The organism is Streptomyces sp. NPDC033216 (assembly GCF_055577115.1).
The window spans coordinates 24,740-47,510 of sequence record NZ_JBVIQK010000024.1; the positions used below are offsets into that span (position 1 = coordinate 24,740).

A 22,771-nucleotide genomic window follows, 5' to 3' on the forward strand; every position below is an offset into this window, starting at 1 on the left:
CCCTCCGGGGCCGCCGCTGTGACACGGTCGTCGCAGCGGCGGTCCGAAGGCCGGGCCGGACCGCCGCGGACTGGCGCGCGGCTACGCCTACCTGCCCACGATCGGGGTGAGGGGCACCCGTTCGGGTCCGGGGTCCGACGCGCCTTCCTCGTCGGCATCCGCGGCCTGGGCGACGACCGCGAGACCGGCGGGTGTGCGTGCCTCGAAGACCTGGACGGGTGTGATCAGCAAGCCTGCCGCGCGGGCCCGGCCCACCAGCCGGATCGCCATCGTGCTGTCACCGCCCAATTCGAAGAAGTCGTCGCCGACGGAGATCTTCTCGCGCTTCAGCAGCCCTGCGAACAGCTCGCTCAGCAACGCCTCCCGCGGTGTCACGGGCCCGCTCCCGGCGACACCGGTCCGGACCCGCGGGACGGGCAGCGCCGCCCGGTCGATCTTGCCGTTGCGCGTCAGCGGCATCGTGCCGAGCTCGACGTAGAAGACAGGCACCATGCCCGCGAGGAGACGCGCGGCCGCGTGGGAACGCAGCTCCTTCGCATCCATCCGGTGCCCGGGGCGCGGCACGACATACGCCACCAGTTGGTGGTCACCCGGTGTGTCCTCACGGAGCAGTACCACCGCCCGCAGGACAGCCGGGTGTTCGGCGAGCACTGCCTCGATCTCGCCGGGCTCGGTCCGCAGGCCGTTCAGCTTCAGCTGGTCGTCCGCGCGGCCGATGAATTCCAGCTCGCCGTCGGGACGGATGCGGGCCAGGTCACCCGTGCGGTACATACGTGTCCCGGGCGCGCCGTACGGGTCCGCGACGAAGCGTTCGGCGGTCAGCGCCATCTTGCCGAGATAGCCGTTGGCCAGCCCGTTGCCCGCGATGTACAACTCGCCCTGCACACCGACGGGCGCCGCCCGCAACGCCGGGTCCAGGACGTACGCCTGCGTCCCGGGGAACGGCCCGCCGATCGGAGGCGGGGTGGCCTCGGCGCCGAGGGGGCCGGAGGCGGTGGCGGCGACAGTGGCCTCGGTGGGACCGTACACGTTGAGCACGGTGCACCCCGCGGACACCCAGTGGGAGACCAGGGCGGCCCCGAAGGCCTCGCCGATGAAGCCCACCGTCCGCAGATCGGGGCAGTTGTCGGCGGACACGCCGTCGAACAGGGCCGGGGTCAGCAGGAGGTCGGTGATCCGCCGCTCGCGCAGGAGCCTGGCCAGCTGTTCCCCGGCCCACGGACCCGGCGGCGCCACGACCAGGGTCGCACCGGCCTGGAAGGCCATGGCGACATCGCTGACGGAAACGTCGAACGATGGGGAGGCGGTCTGTAGCACCCGGCTGTCCGAGGCGAGGCCGTACAGCTCGACCAGGTGCCGCCCGAGCCCCGCGATGCCGGCGTGCGGCACGACGACGCCCTTCGGGCGGCCGGTGGTGCCCGAGGTGTAGAGCAGGTAGGCCGCCTCCTGGGGCAGCGGGGCGTGCAGGGGCGCCGGTGCCGCGGCGAAAGCCTCCTCGTCCAGTTCCACCAGAGGCAGGCCGTCGGGTGCGTACGGCGCCACGCAACCGGGTCCGACGACCAGGAACTCGGGGCGCGCGTCGTCGAGCATGTGACGCAGGCGATGCACCGGGCCGTCCGGGTCGAGAAGCAGATAGGCCGCGCCCGTGCGCTGTACCGCGAGCGCCGCCGCCACGGCTGCGAAACCGCGGCCGAACGCCAGCGCGACGATGCGGCCGGGACCCGCACCCCGTGCCGCCAGGTGGCCCGCCAGGTTCGCGACCCGCTCCGCCAGCTGGCGGTAGGTCAGCGTTTCGCCGTCGGCCTCGATCGCCGGCGCGTGCGGAACGCGCTCGGCTTGCTGGTCCAGCAGTTCCGGCAGGCTCACGCACTCGGGGACTGGGCCCACTCCGCGCAGCAACCGCTGCCGCTCGCCTTCGGCCAGCAGGTCGTGGGAAGCGACGGGCGTGTCCGGGGCGGCGACGAGGCGCGCCAGCAGTGCGGTGAAACCTTCCGCCCAATGCCGGACCGCGGCCGGGTCGTACACGTCGGTCCGTATTTCGAAGGCGCCGCGGAACCCGTGCTCGGCGTCCTGGACGATGGCGACCAGGTCGTGTTCACCGCCGGTGTGTATGCGCTCGGGCATGGTGACTTCCCGCAGGCGCCTGGCGCTCTGCTGCTGCGGCGTGTAAATGAACATCCACCGGAACAACGGTGACTTCCCGGCGGTGCGCTTGGGCGCGGTGCGCGTCACGATGTTCCCCACGGGTACGGAGGAATGGGCCAGTACCTGCGGGAGCTCGCCGGCGAAGCGACTGATCAGAGAAGACAGGGAATCGTCCGAGCCGACCCGCCAGCGGGTGGGCACGACGTTCATCACATAGCCGAGGACCTGTTGCAGCCCCTTGGCCGCCCGGTTGGCGATAGGGGTACCGAGAACCAGATCGGGCGCGCTGGTGAGCCGTGCGGTGAACGCCGCGAACGCTGAGATGACCACCGCGTACACGGTCGTGCCGTGTTTGCGGGCCAGGTCGCGCACTGCCTGCGCTGTGTCGGCGTCGATGTCGAACGGCAGTTGGGCGATGCCGGGTTCCTCGCTCATGGCCCGGGCTCCGGGCACGATCAGTGGCGCGGGCGGGTCGGCGAGGTAGCCCTCCCAGAAGCCGAGCCGGGCGTCGAGGACTCCGGCGGCCTTCAGTTCCCGCTGCCAGGACGCGAAGTCGGCGTACTGGACGGCGGAGCGCACCGGCGGGGTGCCGCCTTCTGTCACGGCGCGGTAGGCGTCGACGAACTGGTCGTGCAGGATGTCGAACGACCACCAGTCGGTGATCATGTGGTGCAGGCAGAGCAGCAGGGTGGCGCGCTCGTCGTCCACCGTGACGAACAAACCTCGCATCAGACGCTCTCCGCCGGCCATGTCGAAGGCACGGCTGCGGAAGGAGGTGAAGACGTCGCCCTGCGTGCGGCCGGTGGCCCGCAGGTCCAGTCGCTCCAGAGTGAATGGACCCGCGGGCGGGAAGACCATGCGCATGCTGCTCGGATCCGTGCTGTTTCCGGAGAGCCGGACGCGCAGGATGTCGTTGTTGTCCTGCACCATGGTGAGGGCGGCCGACAGTTGTTCCGGGTCGATCGGTTTGTCGAAGTGGTAGGCGATGCACAGATTGAGGGCTGCGGTCCGCGGATGGAGCATCTCGTAGACCATCAGGTCCTCCTGCGCCGGGCTGAGCCGTACCGGCCCCTCGCCGTCGCGGCGTGGAACCACCGCCGGCACTTGATCCACCCGCCCGGCCTCCACCAGGCGGCGCATGAGCTGAATCCTCTGCTCGGCGCCCAGGGCCGTGAACCGGTCGAGCGCCGAAGCGGACGCGGATGCGGTCATGCCAAATCCTTCCATATGGCGGCAAGTCTGTGCAGACTGGCGAGGACCTCGTCCCGGCCGAGCCCGAAATCCACGAAGCAGGCCACCTCGTCACAGCCGATGTCCCGCAGATCGGCGAGCATCGCCGCGCAGGTGTCCGGTGAGCCGAGCAGGCTGCCCCAGGAGAGGTAGCGGTGGTAGGCGAACTCGGTGAGCTGGTCGAGCTGCCTCTCATCGAGAGGGGTGGGGGCTGCCCCGTCCCTGTTGCTCACCTCCTGCCTCATGTGCGAGGAGAGATAGGCCTTGAGCGGTGCCTCGACCATGCGACGTGTCTCGGCGTCGTCGGTGCCCACATAGGTGTGAGCCATGAGCGTGACGGTGCCGCGGCTTCCGTGCGGCTCGGCTACGGGCCGAGCCGCCGCGGTGCCGTAGGCGGCCCGGTAGCGGCCGATCCGGTCCACAAGTTCGGCCCGGCTCTGCCCGACCGTGGCGCCCAGCACCCCGGTTCTCAGCCGGCCGGCGGTCTCCCAAGTGGAGAGGGAGCGTGAGGCACTCAGCCACAACGGCAGTTCTGGCTGCACCGGGACAGGCTGAGGGCGTACGGCGACCGTTCGGCCGGTGCCGTCGGTGAAGTCGGCGCTCTCACCGCTCCACAGGCTGCGCAGCAGCGGGATGTGCCCCAGCGCGCGCTCGCGGCGGGTGGCGTAGTGATCGGGGGCGATGACGAAGTCGGCCGAGTGCCACCCCGTCGCGACCGAGAAGCCGGCCCGTCCCCGGGACAGGTTGTCGACCATCGCCCAGTCCTCGACGACCCGCAGCGGGTGATGCAGCGGCAGCACCACGCTGCCGGCGCGCAGGGCGATCTGCTCCGTGACCATCGCGAGCGCGGCACTCAGCACCGGAGGGCTGGGGAAGACCTGCCCGACCTGCTGGAAGTGTCGTTCCGGAGTCCATACGGCGGTGAAGCCGAGTGCATCGGCCGCGCGGGTGATGGCCACGATGTCCTCGTACTTCGTCGCGTGATCGGTCGCTTGTGCCACCGAGTCCGCGCCGAAGAACATGACGCTGCACTCCACGGTCTCTCCCCAATCGGCACGTTTAACGCCCTCCGAGCCTCACCAGGCGATTGCGTGCCGCACTGTTCGATGACTGTCCTGGGTTCTGCCCGGTTCTCACTGGCGCGGGGTCACGGCTCCAGCAGCAGATTAAAGCGCTCCGTTACCAGCCGTGATGTCCTGAGTGTTCCTGCCGGAATGTTGCCGGTGCCTTTTATGGGCAAGGCGACTGGAAAGCTGAAGAAATCGGAACTATCGACAGCAAATACTTGATGCGTAAAATACATGGAGATGGTGAGCAAGTGGCCGGGGACGTGACGGGCGGCACCGGGCAGGACCGGCTACGGGCCGTCTTCTCTCCCCCCCCCCGCCGCGGGTGCCTCTGCGCGAACCGGAGTTCGCGGCCCTGCCTCACCTGTACAGCCGGCGGTCGTGGCTCGCGACGACGATCGCGCCGGGCCGGGGCCGACTTCAACCGCATGCTCGGCCAGCTCTACCACTGCCCCCAGCACCGCACCTTGTTCGACGAGCAGACCGCTTTCCCCACCGCGCTCGCCGCCGCTGCTTGACACGTTGAGCGCCTGAGGTGTCTACACCGCCCGGTGGGGCCTGTCCCACCTCCCCGACCGGCCCCGCCCACCCAGCCCCGCACCTGACCCGGACCGGCAACGCCCGGCCGATCCCGGCGAGCCGGTGCGCCCCGGCCCCGGGCCAGGGCGCGGGGGAGTGGGAAGTACCCCGCGCCCCGTCGCAGCTCGGATATGTGCTCAGCCGGGTACGGGCGAACGTGCTCAGCGCCGGTGGTGTGCGATGGCTGGAAGCACGGTCACAAGGTCCACAGATGAAGAGCGGTCTCGCTGGCGGACACGGTGCACCAGGTGCCGTCGCCGAGGACCCTTGGCAGGCTGGGCACCTCGAAGGCGTAGACGAGCCGGTCGGTCAGTCGCATTCGGGCCGGCATCGATGAGCCAGTGCCGGCCCGTGCCGAACTCCTCGTCGCTTTCGACTGTCCCGACAACTGTGTGCCAGAACCGAGAACCGCAAATCCGCCTGCGGGGTGGCCAGGGCGATGCGGTCCTCTCGCTGCCTGCGTGCCTGTTCACTGCGTACCTGGTCCACCAGCTTGCGGGAGGCGACGGTGACCAGCCAGGCCCGGGGGCTGTCCGGTACTCCCTGGGACGGCCACTGCAGCGCAGCGGCGAGCAGCGCCTCTTGGACGGCGTCCTCACACGTGTCGAAGACGCCGTACCGACGGACCAGCGTGCCGAGGACCTGCGGCGCCAGCTCGCGCAGCAGGTCCTCGACACGGTGCTGCTCGCTCACATGTCCGCCGCGGACTCGTGCAGGACCGGCCACAGCTCGACCGGCTCCACATCGGCGAAGGGCATGTCCGCCGCGATCTGCTGCGCGCGCTCCTCGCTCTCGCAGTCGAGCAGGTAGAAGCTGGCGATGTACTCCTTGGTCTCCAGGTACGGACCGTCAGTGACCGCGGGGATCCCGTCCCTGCGCCGTACGAGCCGGGCCTCGGCCGCGTCCGCAAGGCCGAAGGCGCCCACAAGCTCTCCGGTCTCCCGGTACTTCTTGTTGAACGCCTCCTGCTTGGCGATGGCCTCCGGCCATGCCTCGGCCGGGAAGGACTCCCACTTGGCCTGGTTGCCGTAGATCATCGCGACGTACTTCATCTCGGGTGTCCCCTCACTCCCGCGCACCCCCTCGGCGCGCTGTCACCCCTCAGTCGGAGCCGGAAACGAGCCCTCGACATCCCACGACAACTTTCTTCAACCTTTTCTTCCACAGGGCCGAAGACCGCTTTGAGGCCCCGTGCGCCACAAACGATCAACCTACCTGGCCTCCCTGCGAAGAGCGCAGCCGCTTGGCACATTCGCGTGTACCTGGCGGCACAGACAGACCTGTGCCCTGGTCACAGCAGGGCGACGGACCGGCCGGCGGGCAGTCTGCGCAGCCAGCCGCGGTCGGCCAGTCTGACCAGCTTCCCGCGCAGCGTGCTGCTCTACGATCTCTTCGTCGGCGACGTCCTGCGCATGCGGCAGACGGTGGCCCTGACGTCCGAGGTGGGCCGCACGCGCCCCGTGACCAGCGAGAAGAGGTACTTGGTCGGCGGTGGGCTGCCCGGAGGGTGACCGGTGAGGGAAGGAAGCGGCCCGAGTGAGGGGACACCTGCGAAGCCCACTGGGCTGTCAGGCCCGGGCGGCGGTTGCCTGATCGTCGTGAACGCCCAGGAGCGCGCGGCAGCTCGGCCAGAGGGTGTCGAGCTGGGAGGGGTTGTTGTAGAGCTTGGCGAAGAGCACCTGGCCCTCCAGTTGTGCGACCACGGAGCGGGCCGTGTCCCGGGTGTCGCTCAACGTCACCTCGCCGCGTTCCTGAGCCTCCTGGATGACCGCGTCGACCATCTCCACTTCGGCCTCGAAGATCTCTTGCAGGCGCAACCGTATGGCATCGGCTTGATTGCTCATCTCCAGCGAGAGGTTTCCGAACATGCAGCCCAGTACGGCCCCGTAACTTCCCTGGCCCTCCCGCTGTCGCGCTTCCGTGGCCACCAGCAAGTGCCGCAGCCGCCGCAGGGGCTCGTCGTCGGCGTGCAGGATCGATTCCCAGTCGTGCCGTTCGGCGGCCCAGTGCATGTCGATCACGGCCAGCGCCAAAGCCTCCTTGGACTCGAAGAAGTAGTAGAAACTGCCCTTCGGTACCCCGGCCGCCTTGCAGATCTCGGCGACACCCAGGCCCGAATAGCCGCGCTGCCCCAGCAGTGACTGGGCCGCGAGGAGGATCTTGCTCTTGGCTTCGCTTGTACGTCCCATACCACGAGTATACGACCGACCGTCTATTTCTGCCGAGATCGTTCGCGACAGCGACTGTGAGGTCTGGACTCCCAGCAGAGAGGAACACGGTCCTGGAAACCCGCACAGCGGCGGGCGCAGCCTGTCTGTATGGGAATGAGGCGAAACAGCAAGTCGGCGGCCGGCGGCCCGGCCCGTGGTCCCGCCGTCGCACCCCGGCCGTACGGCCCACGTGCTGCGGGAAGCTCTCAAGGCTCACCGTGGCGGCACGTTCTCCAGGCCGCCGCTGCGCTCGCCGCAGGCATGGGCGTCGGCCGGTTCGTCTACACCCCCATCCTCCCGCTGATGCACACGCAGGCCGGACTGTCGGCCGGCGCAGGCGCCGATCTCGCGACCGCCAACTACGTCGGCTATCTGATCGGTGCCCTGGCCGGCACCTTCGTGCCGCGGCTGGTCGGCTCCTCCGCCGTGCTGCGGAGCTCCCTCCTCGCGCTGGTGGCATCCCTGGCCGGAATGGCACTGACACAGAGCACCGCAGTCTGGCTCCTCCTGCGGTTGGCAGCGGGCGCCTTCAGCGCGATGATCTTCGTCATCGCGGTCAGTGCGCTCCTCAGCCACCTGAGAGAACACCCGGCCCACCTCCCCGGCTGGGCCTTCGGCGGCGTCGGGGCCGGCATCGCACTGTCGGGCCTGCTCGTCCTGGTGCTGCGCACGGTGGGCACCTGGCGGAGTGCCTGGTGGGCCTCCGCTGTCCTGGCGGTGTTGCTGACGCTGGCAGCCTGGGGCCTTCGCCCGGAGCCGGCGGTCCGGCGGGCGCCGACGGCGTCGGGCACGGAGCCTCGGTCGAGCGGGTCGCGGAACCACCGTTGGTTCAGCGCGCTGTTCGCGTCCTACACACTTGAGGGCATCGGCTACATCATCGCCGGTACGTTTCTGGTCGCGGCCATCAATCAGACCCTGCCTGGCTCGGTCGGCAGCGGTGCGTGGGTGCTGGTGGGGCTGGCGGCCATCCCGTCCTCCGCGTTCTGGGCCGGTTTGGGACGCCGCTGGTCCAGGCCGGACCTCCTGCTGGCCGCCCTCGGTGTGCAGGCGGTGGGCATCGCCCTGCCCGCGCTGGCCGGGGGAGTGGCGGCCGCGTTGATCTCGGCGGTGCTGTTCGGCGCCACCTTCATCGGTGTGAGCACGCTGGCCCTGGGAACCGGAGCCCATCTGCGCTTCCCACGGGCCGTGGCCCTGCTGACCGCCGGATACTCGGTGGGTCAGATCCTCGGCCCGCTGGTCGCGTCGCCTCTCCTGCGCCACGGCTACCACCAGGCTCTGCTCCTGTCGGCCGCCGTGGTGCTGGCCGCCGCGCTTGCCGCGTTCCTGCTGCGCACCGGATTCCCGCACGCGATGCCGGAAGAGACGGATCGGGCCGGCGGTGACCGCCACACGGCGCCGGGGGCGGTGCCGCAGGCCGGAGGCGGTTCCCCTTCCTGAGGTGGGTGCTCGGCTGAGGCATGAGGAATCCGGGAGACGCGAGCCGTCCGCACGTGCCTCGAAAGCCTGCACGGTGTCAGCGAGGCCCGGCCCGGCCGGTGAGGAGACAGTCCGGACACGCGGGCCGGGCGCGGTGGTACCCGGGCGGCCTGTGGGAGACCGCGGTTCACCGGCCGCCCACACGGACTGCGGTACGCCGCACCTCCTCCGCAACCGGCTGCCTGTGCACATCGTCGTCGCCGTCGACTACGACCTTGCGTGAGGGGCCAGGATGCCTGTGCTGCAACGGCCGACCCCCCTCGTCCCGGTGGGTCTCCAGCAACCGCGCCAGACTTCCCTGATGGTGGGAAACGCGGGCACGGCGTGCCACAGCCGGTCCAAGGGCACCTCGCCCGAGACGGCGATCGTCGCGGACCGCAGGAGTTCCACCACGCCCGGTCCGGCGAAGGTGACGCCTGCGACGGTGCGACGGTCGGTGTCGATCAGCATGCGCGCTCGTCCCCGTGAAGTGTGCAGGGACACCGCTTCAGAGCCCGAGTCGGCGTCGTCAGTCGCCAGGGAGTCGCGGAGCGGCGTCGATCCCGCCCGAGGTGCGCCTGATGGGAGTAGGGCCTACGGTGCTTATGTCTTGAATGTTCTGAGCCATCGCCCGTATTCATGAGGGACAGAGAGGTCCGTTCATATGGCGAAGATACTTTTCGTGGTGTCCGGTGCGACGTACTGGGTGCTCAAGGACGGTACGCGGTACGCGACGGGTTACTGGGCCGAGGAATTCGCGCTGCCCTACAAGAAGGTCACCGAAGCGGGACACGAGGTCGTGGTCGCCACGCCGAACGGCGTGACGCCCAACGTCGACATGATGAGTCTGCGTCCCTCCATGGCCGGAGGTGAAGAAGGGGCCCTCGAACTGGAGTCAATCATCCGTTCCGCTGAAGTCATGCGTCGCCCGCTCAAGCTGTCGGACGTCCGTCTGGAGGACTACGACGCGGTCTATCTGCCTGGCGGTCACGGCCCGATGTCGGACTTGTGGGAAGACGCCGATGCCGGACGCATCCTCACCGCGCAACTCGCGTCGGGCAAGCCCCTCGCGATCGTGTGTCACGCTCCCGCGGCCCTGTTGTCCACGAGGATCCACGGGGAGTCGCCATTCAAGGGCTATCGGGTCACGGGGTTCACGAACGACGAGGAAGAAGCCGTTGGGCTGGCGTCCAAGGCGACGTGGTTGCTGGAGGACGAACTGAAGGACAAGGTCGGCGTCGACTTCAGCCGGGGCGAGATGTGGGAGCCGTACATGGTCGAGGACCGCAACCTGATCACGGGGCAGAATCCGCACTCGGCCGCGATCCTCGCCGACCGGCTGCTCGAGATTCTCTCCTGAGGCGGGACCTCTCCGCGCCTCGGCCGGCGGAGACGAACAGCGTGGCCGGACGACGCGGAGGGCCTCTGGCCTTCTCCGCACCCGGCCGGGTGACCGGGTGCGGAGAACGACATGAGACCACGTCAGGATCCCTACAGCGCGCTGCCCGCGGTTCCGCCCTTCCGGCTTCGCAGCGAAGACATCGCCGACGGCGAGAGCCTGGGCGTCGCTCAGACCAGTGCCATCTTCGGCGGCCCTGGGCGGGACCGTTCCCCGCACCTGGTCTGGGACGGTCATCCGGCCGATACGGCGAATTTCGCCGTGACCTGCTTCGACCCGGACGCCTTGACGGTCAGCGGCTTCTGGCACTGGGTCCTTTACGACCTGCCCGCCTCCGTGACCGAGTTGCCCGCCGGGGCCGGGGACAGTGGGGGAGCAGGCTTCCCCCGGTGCCAGGACGCTGCTCAACGACGCCGGGCGGCGGAGCTATCTCGGCGCCGCCCCGTCTCCGGGGGAGGCCCCTCACCGTTCCATGTTCGTCGTGCACGCACTGGACGTTCCGACGCTGGATGTCTCCCTGCACGCGACCCCCGCCTGGCTGGGATTCCGTCTCGTCGCCCACGCCCTGGGGCGAGCCCGGCTCTCACCGGTGTTCGGACTCCCGGAACCCTCCTGAGCTATCGGGGTGGCCGGGCCCTCGGACGAGTCGCTCACCGCACATGCCCGGTCGGCCCGGCATCTCGCATGCCCCACAGGAGGAGGCTGTCCGGGAGCGGGTGCCGTCCTCGGGGGAGGGGCCGGGCCGCCATCCGGCGATTTTTATTGCTTGACGCATCAAGTAGCTGATATGCTTGCTGTGTCAACCAAGTGAGGGGGGTGCCATGGATACCCACGCCATCACGACGCCGGGTGCCGCAGCCCAGGCGTCCGTTCATCCGATCGCCGGCCGCCGCAGGACAGCCCGAGAGGCGCGCCTGCCCCGGCTTCTGCGCCAACTGGTCACAGGGGCGGCTGCGGCCGCGATGCTCCACGCGGCCGTCCTCGGGGTTTCCTCCCGTCGCGAGTCGTATCCCGAACTCGCCTGGACGGACACTGCCGAGGCGATGACCTCCCTGCACGTGCTCATGCCCTGGCCACTCACGGCGCTGGTCCTGCTCTGGCTGGCGAACCAACGGTCGGTGCTCTACGCCCGTGCCGCACTCGCGCTGCTGCTGACCAGCATGGCCGGGCTCGCCTACGTCGGCCGGGTGTCCCTCGCGGACCTCCCCGCGCATGAGGGCAGCCTCTTCAGCGCCTACGTGGCGCTGCCGGGCGCGCTCACCGGCTGGTACCTGCTGACAGCGCTCGCGATGGCGGCAGCCGTTCCCTCACCCCGCGCACGGATCCTCGTCGTGACGGCGGGGCTGGGTGCCGTGGTCATCTCCGTCCTGACCTCCGCCGACCCTGTGCTCGCCGCTTCGTTCGCCGCCGGAGTCCCTCTGCTGGCCTGGTATCTCGCGAGCCGCCTGCCGGGGCAGCGGGGGACGCGCCACCGGCCTGCCGACGCCTGGGACCCGCAGGAGCGAGTGGTTCCGCTCCACGGCCGTGCCCCGGCACGCGCCCACGCTCCGGCACTCGCGCTGACGCGGCGGGCGGGCTGAGGGCCGTGCACCTGAACACGGTCATCGAGACGGCCGGATGGTGGACGTACCTCATCGTGTTCGTCCTGACAGCCGCTGAGACCAGCGCCTTCGTCGGCCTGCTGGTGCCGGGGGAGGCGGCTGTCCTGCTGGCGGCAGCCGTCGCAGGCCAAGGCGGACTGAAGGCCCCGCTGCTGGCGGCCGTGGTGGTCGGAGGCGCCGTCACCGGCGACAACCTCGGCTTCGCCCTGGGCCGCCGGTGCCGGCGACGCCCGGGCAACCGCTGGACACCCAAGGTCCCGGACCGTCACCGTGATGGACGGGGGAAGGCCTTCCTGGCCCACCACAGTGGTGCGGCGCTCTTCGCGGGCAAGTTCATCGGTTTCGCCCGGACGTTCCTGCCCTACGCCGCCGGTTCGTCCGGCATGCCGTACCGGCGCTTCTTCCTCTATAGTGCCGCCGCCTCCCTCGTCTGGGGCACCGGCACGGTACTCGTCGGCTACTTCACCGGCTCGGCCGCGATCGAACTGCTGCACAGAGCGGGACTGATCGGCGGAGCGGCCCTCGCCGCCACGATCGCGCCGATTCTCGTCGTCTCGCGTATGCGGGCGCGCCGTCGGCGACGGCCCACCGGATCCACCGTCGTGGCGTCCGGCGGGCCACGGCATCGGGCAGCGCGGAAGGACCCGGTCAACTCCACGTATTCACGGCAGAGTTAGCCATCCGATCCGAGCCCGGGGAGTGGACGGTGGCGCCCATGGAGACTCTGCTCCCGCCCGACTTGACGCACTCGCGTTGACGGACACCGTCGAACGGCGGCAGGTCTGCCACGGGCCCGCTCGCAGCACGGTCCGTTGTCCATCGGGCAGGTCGGCCACTGCCGCGGCAGGGGAACCGGGTGACCGGATCGCACCGAGCGAAGCGGACGGCACTGTCTGACGCGACGGCAGGGGCGGCGAGCCCGGCACCGGTCGGTGCCCTCGCCGCTCCCGTCGAGCCGACCGGGTCAGGGAAGCATGATCGTCTTGGACTTCCGGATCACCTGCTCGGCACGGGCGGTCATGTCGTCGTCGATGGGCGGGGGAGTCTCGCCGGGGCGGGCGGGGGTGCTGTGGTCCAGCATGAGCTGCTCCAGCCCCGGCGGCGTGTAGATGAACAGCAGCCTGGCGGCGTGTATGCGCTTGTTCTTGAACCCGTGGCGGATTCCCTTCGGAACGTGGATGAAGTCGCCGGCGACGGCCGTGAACTCATGGTCGCCGTCGGTGAACTCCAGCTCGCCGTCAAGCACATAGAACGTCTCGTCCTCCTCCGTGTGCGCGTGCGGGATGGGACCGCCACCTGCCGGGACGGTGGCCTCGATGAAGCCGATGTTCCCGTTGGTCTGCGCACCAGTGGCCTTGACCGTGTAGATGTCGTCCGCAGCCCAGACGGTCGGGCCCTGACCGGACGGCACGTAGAGCGCGCCGCGCTTGTTCCACGAGGGGTCGTCGGGTGCCACGTCACCCAGCAGAAAGCTCATGAGGTCTCCGATGCTTCGTGTGATGCGGGCCGCTCCCGGACCGGACAGGCCCCAGGGGTGGCCCGGTGAACGACCGACCTTTCGCATTACTTGTCGTAGCAAGTATATGGTGTGAGCGGGCAATTGTTCCGCGATGCGCACGGAGTGATGACTCCGGAGAGAACCGTGGCGGCGTCCGGCGACGGCCGCGCCGTCACCTCTCAGCGTTGCCCACCCCTCGAGCCCGGTCCCGGACCGAAGCGATGGTGATCACACGGGATCGGGCCATGCGCGAAGCGACGTCCAGCCATGAGGGCCATGAGGGCCCCGTGTAGGGCTGCTTCGGCGGCACGAGATGGAAATGCGCGGGGAAGAAGTCCGGATCCGCGCTCTCGAAGACGACGACCTTCAGGTCGTCGGCGGCGTCCATTCGGTCCACGGAGGTCGCCGAGGCCGCGAACGGCTCGAAGGTCACCAGGCTGAGGGGAGGGGAGTCGAAGGTCACGCGCCAGTACGAGGCGGACCGCTGTACCACTCCGAACGGGGGGTATCAGTCATGAGAAGAAACTCGTGCTCTCGTTTCGGGTTTGTGCCCGCCCCTGGGAGAGCGGGAGCGGTACGCCGCCGCGAGGGAAACTGGCGACGGCTCTCCCGCAGAGGTGCCGCATCGAGGAGGGCCGCCGCTGTGTGTCGGGCGCTGGTGGCGGCGGACGGGTCGCGGTCCATCCGTGCCGCTTGCTCCGCGCCGTCGTACAGCAGGTGCACTGGCGGGCCAGTTCCTCCGGCTCGGCAAAGCCGGAAGCGGCGGCCAGTTCGGTGAACAGGCCGCGAACCCAGGTGCGGTAGTTCTCGGCGGCGCGACGCACCGTGCTGTCCGCCGGTGCCTCTGCGGTGGCCCGCACGAAGGCGCAGCCGTTATATGCGGGTCGGTGAAGGCCTCGCCATGGGCGTCGAAGACACCGAGAAGTCGCTCACGCGGTGAGCGGAATCGGGTGAGGGTCCGGGTGATCCGATCACGGCTCCGCCCGTGCCGCGACCCCAGATAGGCGCAGACCAGGCCTTGCTGCCGAAGGTGTTGCAGAGAGACGCCTTGGCCACCCCTGCGTGCTCGATCACCCGGTCGATGCCGACGGTCTGCACGCCCTCGCCGTGGAACAGCTCGTTGGCCGCCTGCACAGCAGGATCCGCTGGGTTCAGGCCGCGATGTGGCCGAGCAGTGTGGTGGGCGAGGACGGTACGAAGGGCGGGTTGTGGTGCTCGCCCATGGCGAAGACGTCCAGGCCCACGTCCTCGGCCAGCTTCGCGTAGTCCACGACGGCCTTGGTCCGCTCGTGTTCCGTGGGGTACGTCCCGACACCGGGTCGCGGGCCACGTCCCCCACGCCGGAGATCCCGATCTGCCTCGTGTCCGTCCTTGTGTCGTGTCCCTCCGACCCGATGGCGGGGAGGGCGGCGGTCCGATACGGGGCAGGGCGGGGCGACGGCGCCCGGTGGCGGCATGACCGTGCGCTCCGCCCTATGCCGGGCTTGTGTCCGCACGACGACCTTCCGCTCGGCCGGCGTGGCCTTCTCGAGGCCCGCGTTCTCAGTTCCGCACGAACTGCCCGGCCGGCTCACCGACGGAGGAGATGCCGGGTGTGGCGGCCGGCCGCGCCGACATGACGCTCGTCGTCCTGCGGTGGCGGCCGTGACCGACCGTCTCGCTTCCGGTGGCCCATATGTCCCCGGCGGCCCGATGGCCACGGTGCCGCCCGGTGCCCGCGGTCTCGAGGGCACTCGTGCTTCCGAACTGGTCGGGCTGGATGTCGGTCAGGGTGGAGGACACGTGTTTTCCCTTTCGAGTGGGGTCTGGGTGTGGCACGGGGGCGCGCCGCGCGCGGGACTCGCCAACAGTAGTTGCTGTGCGAAGCAAATGTAACACTCGATTGCCCGGTAGGTGTGGCGCGCTGTCGAGGTGCAGCGAGATCGCGAGGAGACGAGCAACGGCCCGCCGAGGAGATCGACGGGCCGTCACTGACGGTCAAGCGCCACACGCCGCTCGAACGCATCGCAGCGGTGGGTGAGGCGGACGCGCCTGGCCGCCCCAGCGCTTCGGTGAACAGGCTCGGGCGTCGGTGGCGAGGGGGTCGGGTGCGGGTGGCCGGTCCGCCGTGACAGACCCCCACACGCGGATCGGCCGTCAGACCCCACGCGTGTCGGATCGGCCGCGCGGCGACACGCGTCTTCCCGGGGCGTGTTCGCCGCGACCCGTCCGAGCGGTGAGCCCGCGCTACTTGCGGCGGCGCTGCCACCAGCGCCGCGGGCTTTCCGCCTCGGTGTGCGCCTCGGCCTCGGTGTCGGGCCCGGCGTCGGCGCGGGACTCGGCCTCGGCCGCCGCCTTGAGCTTCGCGGCCATCGCGATGACGCGTTCGGCCTGGATGCGGGCGGCGGTGCGGGTGGTGTCGTCCACGGGATTGGTGCCCTGGCCGTCCGCGTGGGAGGTGCCATAGGGGTTGCCGTCGACGAACTTGGCCGGGTCGGTGAAGCCTGGGCTGACGACGATGCCGCCGAAGTGGTGGACGGAGTTGTACAGGGCGAGCAGAGTCGACTCATGGCCGGCGTGAGCGGTGGCGGTGGAGACGAAACCGCTGTAGACCTTGTCGGCGAGCTTGCCCTCGGCCCACAGGCCCCCCAGCGTGTCGATGAACTGCTTCAGCTGCGAGGAGACGTTGCCGAAACGGGTGGGCGTGCCGAATATGACTGCGTCTGCCCACTCGATGTCCGCAGGACTGGCCTCGGGGATGGTCGCGGTGGCGGTCTGGTTGGCGGCCCAGGCGGGGTTGGAGTCGATGGCGGCCTGAGGGGCCAGCTCGCCCGCCCTGACGAGACGCACCTCGGCGCCTGCCTTCACGCTCGCGTCGTGCAACTCCTTGGCGATCGTCGCGATCGTTCCGGTGGAGGAGTAGTAGACGATGGCGAGCTTCACGGGGGTGGTCATGATCGGCGATCTCCGTTGGCTTGTGGTCGGGGAAGGCGATCGGAGTGATCGATTAATACGACCGGTCGCCTATGTCAAAGTAGACGACCGGTCTAGAAAATGTCAAGCGCGGATGCCCGCGGTCGGAGAGGCGGGATGATCCGGCCGTGGATGCAGGCGGGGTCGAGCCATCGGGCGCCGCACCGAGCACCAGGGAAGTAGCCGATTGCCAAGCGGTTCGGCCCGGACCAGGCCTCCGCCCGCGCACGCCGGGAGTGCCGATGCTCCGCCGTGGCCGTGTCGCCGGGATCAGGGCCGACGCGGCAGGCAATCCTCCGCCCGGATGCGGCGGGTCCGGCGTCGGAAGGCGACCACGATGCCGGGCCACAGAACGGTGTTGCGGCCCGATCGCGGGTCCAAATACCAGCTGCGGCAGCCGCCGGTCTGCCATACGGTGTCGGCCATGCGGCCGTCGATCCAGTCGCTGAAGAACCGCTGCACCTCGCGACGCACCTCGACCGTCCGCGCGCAGTGCCGGCGCATGAGGCGCGTCAGGGCGACGACCTGACGTGCCTGCGCTTCGATCATGCCGATCTGCGAGTTGTGCCCGAGTCCCGTGTTAGGGCCGACCATGAAGAACAAGTTCGGAAGACCGGCCACCGTGGGACCGAGGTAGGCCTGATCGCCACCCCTCCAGGCGTCACTGAGCGTGAGGCCGTCGCGGCGTTGGCCGTCGTGGTCGGCGACCCTGCGAGCACCACGGCCCCGTCGGCGTCCGTGGCGGCGGCGAGCCGGTGTTTGAGCGCCTTCCCGGACGGGTCGCGGGTGACGGGGTCGCTACACCGTGGCGGCCGCGGCGGCCGCTTCTGTGTGGCAGAGTCGGATTACCGGCAGGCCACCGAGGAGATGCTCGGTATGCGCACGCCTGAGGCGGTCATCACGGCGCTGGCCCGGGGGACGCGAGCGGGCAACGAGAGTCAGCACGCCGTACACGAAGCCATCCGCAAGGCACTCCCGGTCCACGAGGACGGCGAGGCCCTCTGGGACCGTGCCACGGCGGCGTACCGGGACGTGCTGCGGGCTGTCGCCGGTCACCTGCACTCGCTCGACCCCTCGCCTTCCTGCCCGGTTGAGGAAACGGCCGATCTCCTCTGGTACTGGTTCGGGCCTCTCGGCTGGCACACGCTCGTGATGGAGAGCGGCCGGACGTGGGAACGCGCCGAGCAAGTCCTGCACAGGACCGCCATGCTCACGCTGTCCGGCTGAAGTCACGTCCCAGGGCGGCCGCTCCCACATCACCCACCCACCGATCGATACTTTGGTCACCGGGCATCGGCCGACTTTCGGCCGATGCCCGCACGGCCCGCCCGGACCTAGCGTCGGCGTCATGAACCGATCCACGCACGAGACCACTGCCCTCCCCTTCCAGCAGCCCGCGCGGCTCACCGCGGCCGTGACCGCCACACTGCTCCTCCTCATGGGCGGCGTGCCCATGGCCGAGCGTCTCGTGGCCCACTTGACGGTGTGGAACGCCGGTGCGCCTGTGCCCGGACTGGCGTGGCTGGTGCCGTTCGCCGCAGGCGCTTCGGTGCTGGTCCTGACGCTGGTCCGTCGCCGCGGCACCGCGGGCGAGGCGCATGCGCAGAAGGGATCACCGGGAGCCTGAGTGAGCCGTACGGCACCGTCGTACGGCCGCGCCCCTCGTCCCGCACTCCGCAGAAAGATCACACAGGTTTCCTCACGCCATGACAGACCGCATCACGGACCTCCGAGTCACTTCCGCCCCGGCCTTGGAAACTCATGGGCTGGGCAAGCGTTACCGCCGCGGGTGGGCCCTGCGCGACACTTCCTTCCGGCTGCCCGCAGGCAGCACGTGCGCCCTCGTCGGACCCAACGGCGCCGGCAAGACCACCCTGCTCTCCCTGGCCGCGGACCTCCTCGAACCGACGACCGGCACCATCACGCTGTCCGGGCATGATCCGGGAAGCGCCGAGGCCCGCCGGAGCACGGCCTTCCTCAGCCAGCGCAAGGCGCTCTACCCGCGTTTCAGCGTGCGGGACATCCTGCGCATGGGGCAGGAACTCAACCCCACCTGGCACCAGGAGACAGCCGAATCGGTCATCGAAGCCGGCCGCATCCCGATGGGCGCTCGTGTCGGAACACTTTCCGGAGGCCAGTCCACCCGGGTCGCTTTCGCCCTCGCCCTGGGCAAACGGCCCCGGCTGCTGCTCCTGGACGAACCGATGGCAGATCTCGATCCGCTGGTGCGCCGGCAGATGACCGACCTCCTGCGCGCCGAGGCGCGGACGAACGGAGCGACCGTGATCATGTCCTCCCACCTGGTGTCCGAGCTGGCGAGCGCCTGCGACTACCTCGTTCTCATCAACAACGGCCGGGTCCGCCTGGCCGGCGAGGTGGACTTCCTCCTGGACCAGCACCGCCGCGTCACCTCGAAGGCGGGCGCACGCCATTGGCCTCCGGGGGTGAGGTCGGATGCGTACGACGTCGTGGCGACCACCGACACCGGTGGTGAGAGCACCTCCCTGGTGCGCCTCCACGACACATCGCTTGCCGGCGACGGCCATCGTGCGCCCACTCTCGAAGAGCTGGTGCTCGGCTATCTCGGCGCCCCCGACGCGTCTCCCGTCCTCACAGCCGGCGCTCGTGTCGACGGAAGCCAGGTGTCGGCGTGAGCACCGCGACTACCCGTGCCCGGGCGAGCGTCCGATACGGCCCGCGTGTGCGAGGGCTGACATGGCTCATGTGGCGGCAGAACCGGGCCGCTTTCGTCATCGGGCTGGCGGTCGCCGCGGCTGTGGCCGTCTACGCCGCTGTGCAGCATCAGCATGTGACCGAGGCCATCACTGCACAGCACCTCGACGCCTGCCGCGGTACCGTCGAGTCCATCCAGTGCACGCGCGACCTCCTCAGCTTCGGCAAGGAGTACCAGTACCCGCTGCGGCGCCCTCTGCAGCTCGTGCCCGTACTGCCGTTCCTGTTCGGCGTGTTCCTCGGTGCGCCACAGTTCGCCCAGGAGCTGGAATCCGGCACCTACCGCACCGTGGCCACCCAGTCCGTGACTCGGCTGCGCTGGTTCGCGGCCAAGCTGGGCGTGCCGCTCGCCGTGACCGTGGTCGTCAGCGGCCTCCTCTCCGCCGCCATGACCTGGTGGTGGCACCCGGTCGCCGACATCATGGGCCCGCTCTTCCCCTGGCACGACTGGTACCCGTTCTACGGTGTGGGACCGATCGTGGTCGGGCTCAGCGTGATGTTCTTCCTCCTGGGCGCCACGCTCGGCCTGTTCCTCCGGCGCACGGTCGCGGCCATGGGCACCGCACTCGTTGCGGGAGCCGGGTTGTTCGCCCTGCTCGAATGGCTCCGTCCGCACCTGTGGCCGGTCAGTACCTCCGTCGCCCACAACGCCGCGGAACCTCGGGTACCGGGCAACGCCTGGCTGCTGGCGGATGGTCCGTTGACCGCGGATGGACGACGCGCCCCCGAAGTCACCGACTGCCTGCCTCAGGACAGTTACGCGCAGTGCCTGAAGTCGCACGGGCTCACCGGCCGCTGGGCCGAGTACCATCCGGTCTCCCACTTCTGGAGCCTCCAGTGGACGGCGACGACCCTGTGTCTGGCGATCGGCACGGCACTCGTGGCGCTCTCGGTGTGGCGGATGCGAAGGCACCCCGCCTGATCACCCGGCTGGGGCCGCCCGTGGCGGAGCCGGCGGTCGGACGGCGATCGAAGGAATGGCACGGGGGGCTTCGCCGCGCGACTCCGATCCCCCGCCCCCCGGTCAGGCGCCCGCCACGCGCCCCATGGTGATCCAATGGTGAACGCGAACAGGAAGTCCCCGTGCCACCGACTCGTGGACGGAGTCGAGGAACCGCCTCCGCCCTCCCTGCCCACGCCGGCCCCGAGCCGGCGGGCCACCTCACCCGCGCCGCACCCGACGTCGAGCAGCCGTTCGCCCCGAGCCGGGGCGAAGGTGTCGTACGCGGCGGAGCGCATGCGCTGTGTCTCGTGAGGGGCCGCCGCCGCGTCGATCTTGTAGACGGCTGTCTTCGCGCCGGGCGCCACGCCCGACACTGCTCGGCGACGACACTCCGGCGGCTCCGACGGGCAGGCCGAGGAGGGACTGCCCAGCGAGGCGGACGTGTTGCTGCTGCGTATGCTGCACCACGGTCTGAAGGACCAGGCGATCGCGCGGCAACCGGGCGTCAGCCAGCGCACCGCGACCCGGCGTGTGGCCGCACTGATGGAGCGGCTGGGGGCTCGGACCCGCTTCCAGGCGGGCGCCGACGCGCGGGAGAAGGGGTGGCTCGGACTGTGAGGCCCGTGCAGCTCCGGTCCGGTGCTGCACGGGCGCGTGTGATGTCTCCCGCGCCCTTGAACGGCCCGGGCCGTTCACGGGCGTCGCAGGCGGCTCCTGCCGTGGGCGCTCAGACGAACAGGGCGCTCTCGATGTCAATGGTGACCAGTTCCAGCTCACGGTTGACGGTTCCGTCGGCGGCCAGCGGGTGGACGCGCCTGCGGGTCGGCACCATGATGCCGTCGAACTCCTTGTAGTCGGAGGAGTAGTGCGCGACGGGGCCGGCGTTCAGGACGTCGGCGGTGTAGTCGTGCCTGCGCAGGAGGCCGTGCTGGTCGAAGTGGAAGATCTGCTCTCGGCTGTGGGTGGCGATGCGGTCGGGGAAGGTGACCTTCAGGCGTCGCAGGGTCTGCCCGTTCTCCGTCGACGAGGGCAGCTCCTCGGTGCGGACGTCGGAGGCGGCGAAGGTGAAGGGCGCCGTGAGGTAGGTCCACATCGCGTAGCCGGCGAAGTAGGCCACGTGAAGGTCGTCCCAGGGCGTTTCGAGGGTGTGGCCGGCGAATGCCGCGCGCGGGTCGAGCCGTTCCGCCTTCACCTCGCCGTCCTCGGTCTCTACGGCCACCCGCTCTGCGGTCACGGAGGTGCGCAGATGGGGTGCGGTGAAGGGGAAGTGGCCGGCGTGCTGGCGGTGCAGGTCCACTCGCACCGCGGCGTGCCCGAACACGCCCTCCTGCTGCTTGAGGCCCCACAGGGCGCCGCCGGAGCGGAAGTGCGCGGTGACCGAATTGAAAGCGTTGTAGCGCTCGAGGCCGCCGTGGGCCTCTATGGCAGTGCTCGTGAGGTCGCTCATGACATTCTCCTGGGTGAGGACGAGGGTCCGACCATGGCGTATACGACCGGTCGTCTTACTCGGTCGGTACAAGCCATCGGGACGGGCGGAGCTTCCCGGTCCGGAGCTGCGGCGGCGTGATCCTCGACACCTTCACCGCCGCAGTCCACCGAAGTTCAGGGCCCGGCGACTCAGAAGCTCATCTGCGGTGCTTGCCGCGGCGGGGCCGGGAGCGGGTGCCGTAGGTCAACGCACAGGCCAGGCCGAGGCTTTGCACCATCGCGCAGATGGTGATCAGTACGGGGAGGTCCGCCGGATCGGAGACGGCGAGGAGGATGCCGGCGAGCGGGTACGGCAGGAGCAGGAGCAGTACGGTGACGGACAGGGTGCTGCCGAACACCTCGGCGGGGATGAGCAGGGAGCGGATGGTGCGCAGCACGACACTCAGCACGCTGTCGCCGGCCATGAAGACGGCGATCAGTGCGAGGTAGGCCACGTAGGAGTCGGCGAGCGGGATGAGGAAGCAGGGCACGCTCGTCACGAGTGCGGCCCAGCGGCCCACCGTCGTCAGCCCCCACCGGTCGATCACCGTGCGGCAGATGGCGACCGCGAGCAGCGAAGCGGCGGCCGCGCAGGACCACACCAGGCCGACCGAGGCACTGGAACGGCCGAGTTGCTTCACCACCAGCACCGGCGTCGCCGTCTCCAGCAGACCCAGGGCCAGATTGGACAGTGCCAGGCCGGATACCAGCCATGCGAGGGACGGCAGGGAGCGCAGGGTGGACCAGCCCGTGCGCCATCCACTCGCCGCTGGTGTGCTCCGCTTGTGCCCCCGTAAAGGTGCCTGCTGTGACCGCGGGGCGGCAGCGGCCGACAGCAGGGACAGACCGCCGAGCACCATGAGCATGCCGCTGGGACCGTGCCATTGCAGGAGGAGGCCGCCCGCCGCGGGGCCGGCCAGGGCGGCCGCCTGGTCGATGCCGAGAAGGACCGACTGGACGCGGTGTGCCGCGTCGCCCGCCTCCTTGCTGGTGATCACGCCGACGCTCTCGGCCGCGATGAAGCTGAACTGTGTCAGGCACCCCGCGCACACCGCCAGCAACATCACGAGGCCCAGGGCCGTGCTGCCGGCGGTCATGGCCAGGGCGGCGGCGGCACACCCGGTGAGCACGGCCCGGGTAGCGGCGGCCAGCCGGAAGACCCGTGCGGGCCCGTAGCGGTCGACAGCCATGCCCGCGAGAGCGAACGTGCAGAGCCGCGGCGCCCAAGTCAGCATGAAGGAGATCCCGGTCCACGAGGACGAATTCGTCGCACCCAGGACCAGTAGGGGGATTCCGTACGTGGCCATGGAGGATGCGACCGCATCTGCGAGACGAGGCAGGTAAACACCCCGAATCCGGCCGTGGGCGACGGTGCGGGCGTGCCGGGGTGGGTGGACTTTCGTGGGTATCAAGTGAACGTGCTTCTCTTCCGTGAACCGGAGGCAGCCGACGAGCGGCCGAGACATGGGCGGGTGCAAAATCTGACAAAACG

General features: G+C 69.9%; 24 protein-coding genes and 4 pseudogenes. 12 read left to right on the forward strand and 16 right to left on the reverse strand.

The window, feature by feature from the left end; all coding sequences use genetic code 11:
- Nucleotides 1–87: 87 nt before the first annotated feature.
- From ACZ5Y0_RS30705 to ACZ5Y0_RS30725, 5 genes and pseudogenes are all read right to left on the reverse strand, one after another.
- Nucleotides 88–3,357, reverse strand: coding sequence for a non-ribosomal peptide synthetase (locus ACZ5Y0_RS30705; RefSeq protein WP_469131935.1), 3,270 nt, complete (start codon nt 3,355–3,357; stop codon nt 88–90).
- Complete coding sequence (locus ACZ5Y0_RS30710) at nt 3,354–4,412, reverse strand: MupA/Atu3671 family FMN-dependent luciferase-like monooxygenase (protein WP_469131936.1); 1,059 nt, start codon at nt 4,410–4,412, stop codon at nt 3,354–3,356. Before ACZ5Y0_RS30710 ends, ACZ5Y0_RS30705 begins: the two co-directional genes overlap by 4 nt.
- Nucleotides 4,413–5,217: 805 nt before the next feature.
- On the reverse strand, nt 5,218–5,340 hold the full coding sequence (locus ACZ5Y0_RS30715; RefSeq protein WP_469131937.1) for a hypothetical protein: 123 nt from the start codon (nt 5,338–5,340) through the stop codon (nt 5,218–5,220).
- Nucleotides 5,341–5,432: 92 nt separating this feature from the next.
- Nucleotides 5,433–5,714, reverse strand: a pseudogene (locus ACZ5Y0_RS30720) (sigma factor); the annotation flags it as partial.
- Complete coding sequence (locus tag ACZ5Y0_RS30725; protein ID WP_469131938.1) at nt 5,711–6,073, reverse strand: YciI family protein; 363 nt, start codon at nt 6,071–6,073, stop codon at nt 5,711–5,713. The pseudogene ACZ5Y0_RS30720 and the gene ACZ5Y0_RS30725, both read right to left, overlap by 4 nt.
- Nucleotides 6,074–6,277: 204 nt before the next feature.
- On the opposite strand from ACZ5Y0_RS30725, the gene ACZ5Y0_RS30730 reads away from it, so the two are divergent.
- Complete coding sequence (locus tag ACZ5Y0_RS30730) at nt 6,278–6,532, forward strand: hypothetical protein (protein ID WP_469131939.1); 255 nt, start codon at nt 6,278–6,280, stop codon at nt 6,530–6,532.
- Between the two features lie 57 nt (nt 6,533–6,589).
- On the opposite strand, the gene ACZ5Y0_RS30735 is transcribed toward ACZ5Y0_RS30730, so the two are convergent.
- The gene (locus ACZ5Y0_RS30735; protein ID WP_469131940.1) at nt 6,590–7,210 is read right to left on the reverse strand and encodes a TetR/AcrR family transcriptional regulator; all 621 of its coding nucleotides are present in this window, start codon (nt 7,208–7,210) and stop codon (nt 6,590–6,592) included.
- 282 nt (nt 7,211–7,492) lie between these two features.
- On the opposite strand from ACZ5Y0_RS30735, the gene ACZ5Y0_RS30740 reads away from it, so the two are divergent.
- Nucleotides 7,493–8,668, forward strand: coding sequence for a YbfB/YjiJ family MFS transporter (locus tag ACZ5Y0_RS30740; RefSeq protein WP_469132006.1), 1,176 nt, complete (start codon nt 7,493–7,495; stop codon nt 8,666–8,668).
- Between the two features lie 166 nt (nt 8,669–8,834).
- Here ACZ5Y0_RS30740 and ACZ5Y0_RS30745 read toward each other — a convergent pair.
- Nucleotides 8,835–9,172, reverse strand: a pseudogene (locus ACZ5Y0_RS30745) (hypothetical protein); the annotation flags it as partial.
- Nucleotides 9,173–9,350: 178 nt separating this feature from the next.
- On the opposite strand from ACZ5Y0_RS30745, the gene ACZ5Y0_RS30750 reads away from it, so the two are divergent.
- From ACZ5Y0_RS30750 to ACZ5Y0_RS30770, 5 genes and pseudogenes are all read left to right on the forward strand, one after another.
- Nucleotides 9,351–10,046, forward strand: a complete 696-nt coding sequence (locus ACZ5Y0_RS30750; protein ID WP_469131941.1) for a type 1 glutamine amidotransferase domain-containing protein — start codon at nt 9,351–9,353, stop codon at nt 10,044–10,046.
- 111 nt (nt 10,047–10,157) lie between these two features.
- Nucleotides 10,158–10,406: pseudogene (locus ACZ5Y0_RS30755) on the forward strand (YbhB/YbcL family Raf kinase inhibitor-like protein); the annotation flags it as partial.
- A 46-nt stretch (nt 10,407–10,452) separates the two neighbouring features.
- Nucleotides 10,453–10,701, forward strand: a complete 249-nt coding sequence (locus ACZ5Y0_RS30760) for a hypothetical protein (protein ID WP_469131942.1) — start codon at nt 10,453–10,455, stop codon at nt 10,699–10,701.
- A 205-nt stretch (nt 10,702–10,906) separates the two neighbouring features.
- Complete coding sequence (locus ACZ5Y0_RS30765) at nt 10,907–11,665, forward strand: hypothetical protein (RefSeq protein WP_469131943.1); 759 nt, start codon at nt 10,907–10,909, stop codon at nt 11,663–11,665.
- A 5-nt stretch (nt 11,666–11,670) separates the two neighbouring features.
- Nucleotides 11,671–12,363, forward strand: a complete 693-nt coding sequence (locus ACZ5Y0_RS30770; RefSeq protein ID WP_469131944.1) for a DedA family protein — start codon at nt 11,671–11,673, stop codon at nt 12,361–12,363.
- 287 nt (nt 12,364–12,650) lie between these two features.
- Here ACZ5Y0_RS30770 and ACZ5Y0_RS30775 read toward each other — a convergent pair whose 3' ends face one another.
- The 7 genes and pseudogenes from ACZ5Y0_RS30775 to ACZ5Y0_RS30805 all read right to left on the reverse strand — a co-directional run bounded on the left by ACZ5Y0_RS30775 (nt 12,651) and on the right by ACZ5Y0_RS30805 (nt 16,739).
- The gene (locus ACZ5Y0_RS30775; RefSeq protein WP_469131945.1) at nt 12,651–13,163 is read right to left on the reverse strand and encodes a cupin domain-containing protein; all 513 of its coding nucleotides are present in this window, start codon (nt 13,161–13,163) and stop codon (nt 12,651–12,653) included.
- A gap of 193 nt (nt 13,164–13,356) precedes the next feature.
- Nucleotides 13,357–13,647, reverse strand: a complete 291-nt coding sequence (locus ACZ5Y0_RS30780; RefSeq protein WP_469131946.1) for a hypothetical protein — start codon at nt 13,645–13,647, stop codon at nt 13,357–13,359.
- Between the two features lie 410 nt (nt 13,648–14,057).
- Entirely contained in the window at nt 14,058–14,318 is a 261-nt protein-coding gene (locus ACZ5Y0_RS30785; protein WP_469131947.1) for a TetR/AcrR family transcriptional regulator, read from the reverse strand.
- A gap of 20 nt (nt 14,319–14,338) precedes the next feature.
- Nucleotides 14,339–14,580: pseudogene (locus tag ACZ5Y0_RS30790) on the reverse strand (LLM class flavin-dependent oxidoreductase); the annotation flags it as partial.
- Nucleotides 14,581–14,726: 146 nt separating this feature from the next.
- Nucleotides 14,727–14,966 carry a hypothetical protein gene (locus tag ACZ5Y0_RS30795; RefSeq protein ID WP_469131948.1) on the reverse strand — a complete coding sequence of 80 codons (240 nt, stop codon included), beginning with the start codon at nt 14,964–14,966 and terminating at the stop codon, nt 14,727–14,729.
- A gap of 444 nt (nt 14,967–15,410) precedes the next feature.
- Complete coding sequence (gene wrbA / locus ACZ5Y0_RS30800) at nt 15,411–16,118, reverse strand: NAD(P)H:quinone oxidoreductase (protein ID WP_469131949.1); 708 nt, start codon at nt 16,116–16,118, stop codon at nt 15,411–15,413.
- 288 nt (nt 16,119–16,406) lie between these two features.
- Nucleotides 16,407–16,739 carry a hypothetical protein gene (locus ACZ5Y0_RS30805; RefSeq protein ID WP_469131950.1) on the reverse strand — a complete coding sequence of 111 codons (333 nt, stop codon included), beginning with the start codon at nt 16,737–16,739 and terminating at the stop codon, nt 16,407–16,409.
- A gap of 273 nt (nt 16,740–17,012) precedes the next feature.
- Between ACZ5Y0_RS30805 and ACZ5Y0_RS30810 the strand changes: the two genes are divergently transcribed.
- The 5 genes from ACZ5Y0_RS30810 to ACZ5Y0_RS30830 all read left to right on the forward strand — a co-directional run bounded on the left by ACZ5Y0_RS30810 (nt 17,013) and on the right by ACZ5Y0_RS30830 (nt 20,430).
- The gene (locus ACZ5Y0_RS30810) at nt 17,013–17,363 is read left to right on the forward strand and encodes a TetR/AcrR family transcriptional regulator (RefSeq protein ID WP_469131951.1); all 351 of its coding nucleotides are present in this window, start codon (nt 17,013–17,015) and stop codon (nt 17,361–17,363) included.
- Between the two features lie 121 nt (nt 17,364–17,484).
- Nucleotides 17,485–17,763 (forward strand): hypothetical protein, encoded by a 279-nt coding sequence (locus ACZ5Y0_RS30815; RefSeq protein WP_469131952.1) that lies wholly within the window; start codon nt 17,485–17,487, stop codon nt 17,761–17,763.
- A 79-nt stretch (nt 17,764–17,842) separates the two neighbouring features.
- Nucleotides 17,843–18,790 (forward strand): ABC transporter ATP-binding protein, encoded by a 948-nt coding sequence (locus ACZ5Y0_RS30820; RefSeq protein ID WP_469131953.1) that lies wholly within the window; start codon nt 17,843–17,845, stop codon nt 18,788–18,790.
- A gap of 47 nt (nt 18,791–18,837) precedes the next feature.
- Nucleotides 18,838–19,791 (forward strand): ABC transporter permease, encoded by a 954-nt coding sequence (locus tag ACZ5Y0_RS30825; protein WP_469131954.1) that lies wholly within the window; start codon nt 18,838–18,840, stop codon nt 19,789–19,791.
- 462 nt (nt 19,792–20,253) lie between these two features.
- A complete protein-coding gene (locus ACZ5Y0_RS30830; RefSeq protein ID WP_469131955.1) occupies nt 20,254–20,430 on the forward strand; it encodes a helix-turn-helix domain-containing protein in 177 nt (58 codons plus the stop codon).
- Between the two features lie 109 nt (nt 20,431–20,539).
- Here the strand turns inward: ACZ5Y0_RS30830 and ACZ5Y0_RS30835 are convergent, their stop codons facing one another.
- Together ACZ5Y0_RS30835 and ACZ5Y0_RS30840 are read right to left on the reverse strand one after the other, a co-directional pair.
- Complete coding sequence (locus ACZ5Y0_RS30835; protein WP_469131956.1) at nt 20,540–21,259, reverse strand: hypothetical protein; 720 nt, start codon at nt 21,257–21,259, stop codon at nt 20,540–20,542.
- Nucleotides 21,260–21,437: 178 nt separating this feature from the next.
- Nucleotides 21,438–22,586, reverse strand: coding sequence for an MFS transporter (locus tag ACZ5Y0_RS30840; protein WP_469131957.1), 1,149 nt, complete (start codon nt 22,584–22,586; stop codon nt 21,438–21,440).
- Nucleotides 22,587–22,771 lie beyond the last annotated feature (185 nt).

Excerpts from the sequence above, each read along its gene's own strand:
- ACZ5Y0_RS30705 (WP_469131935.1), bottom strand. The coding sequence starts at position 3,357 with ATGACCGCATCCGCGTCCGCTTCGGCGCTCGACCGGTTCACGGCCCTG.
- ACZ5Y0_RS30715 (WP_469131937.1), bottom strand. The coding sequence starts at position 5,340 with ATGCGACTGACCGACCGGCTCGTCTACGCCTTCGAGGTGCCCAGCCTG.
- ACZ5Y0_RS30725 (WP_469131938.1), bottom strand. The coding sequence starts at position 6,073 with ATGAAGTACGTCGCGATGATCTACGGCAACCAGGCCAAGTGGGAGTCC.
- ACZ5Y0_RS30735 (WP_469131940.1), bottom strand. The coding sequence starts at position 7,210 with ATGGGACGTACAAGCGAAGCCAAGAGCAAGATCCTCCTCGCGGCCCAG.
- ACZ5Y0_RS30740 (WP_469132006.1), top strand. The coding sequence starts at position 7,493 with ATGGGCGTCGGCCGGTTCGTCTACACCCCCATCCTCCCGCTGATGCAC.
- ACZ5Y0_RS30750 (WP_469131941.1), top strand. The coding sequence starts at position 9,351 with ATGGCGAAGATACTTTTCGTGGTGTCCGGTGCGACGTACTGGGTGCTC.
- ACZ5Y0_RS30765 (WP_469131943.1), top strand. The coding sequence starts at position 10,907 with ATGGATACCCACGCCATCACGACGCCGGGTGCCGCAGCCCAGGCGTCC.
- ACZ5Y0_RS30775 (WP_469131945.1), bottom strand. The coding sequence starts at position 13,163 with ATGAGCTTTCTGCTGGGTGACGTGGCACCCGACGACCCCTCGTGGAAC.
- wrbA (WP_469131949.1), bottom strand. The coding sequence starts at position 16,118 with ATGACCACCCCCGTGAAGCTCGCCATCGTCTACTACTCCTCCACCGGA.
- ACZ5Y0_RS30810 (WP_469131951.1), top strand. The coding sequence starts at position 17,013 with ATGCGCACGCCTGAGGCGGTCATCACGGCGCTGGCCCGGGGGACGCGA.
- ACZ5Y0_RS30815 (WP_469131952.1), top strand. The coding sequence starts at position 17,485 with ATGAACCGATCCACGCACGAGACCACTGCCCTCCCCTTCCAGCAGCCC.
- ACZ5Y0_RS30820 (WP_469131953.1), top strand. The coding sequence starts at position 17,843 with ATGACAGACCGCATCACGGACCTCCGAGTCACTTCCGCCCCGGCCTTG.
- ACZ5Y0_RS30835 (WP_469131956.1), bottom strand. The coding sequence starts at position 21,259 with ATGAGCGACCTCACGAGCACTGCCATAGAGGCCCACGGCGGCCTCGAG.
- ACZ5Y0_RS30840 (WP_469131957.1), bottom strand. The coding sequence starts at position 22,586 with ATGGCCACGTACGGAATCCCCCTACTGGTCCTGGGTGCGACGAATTCG.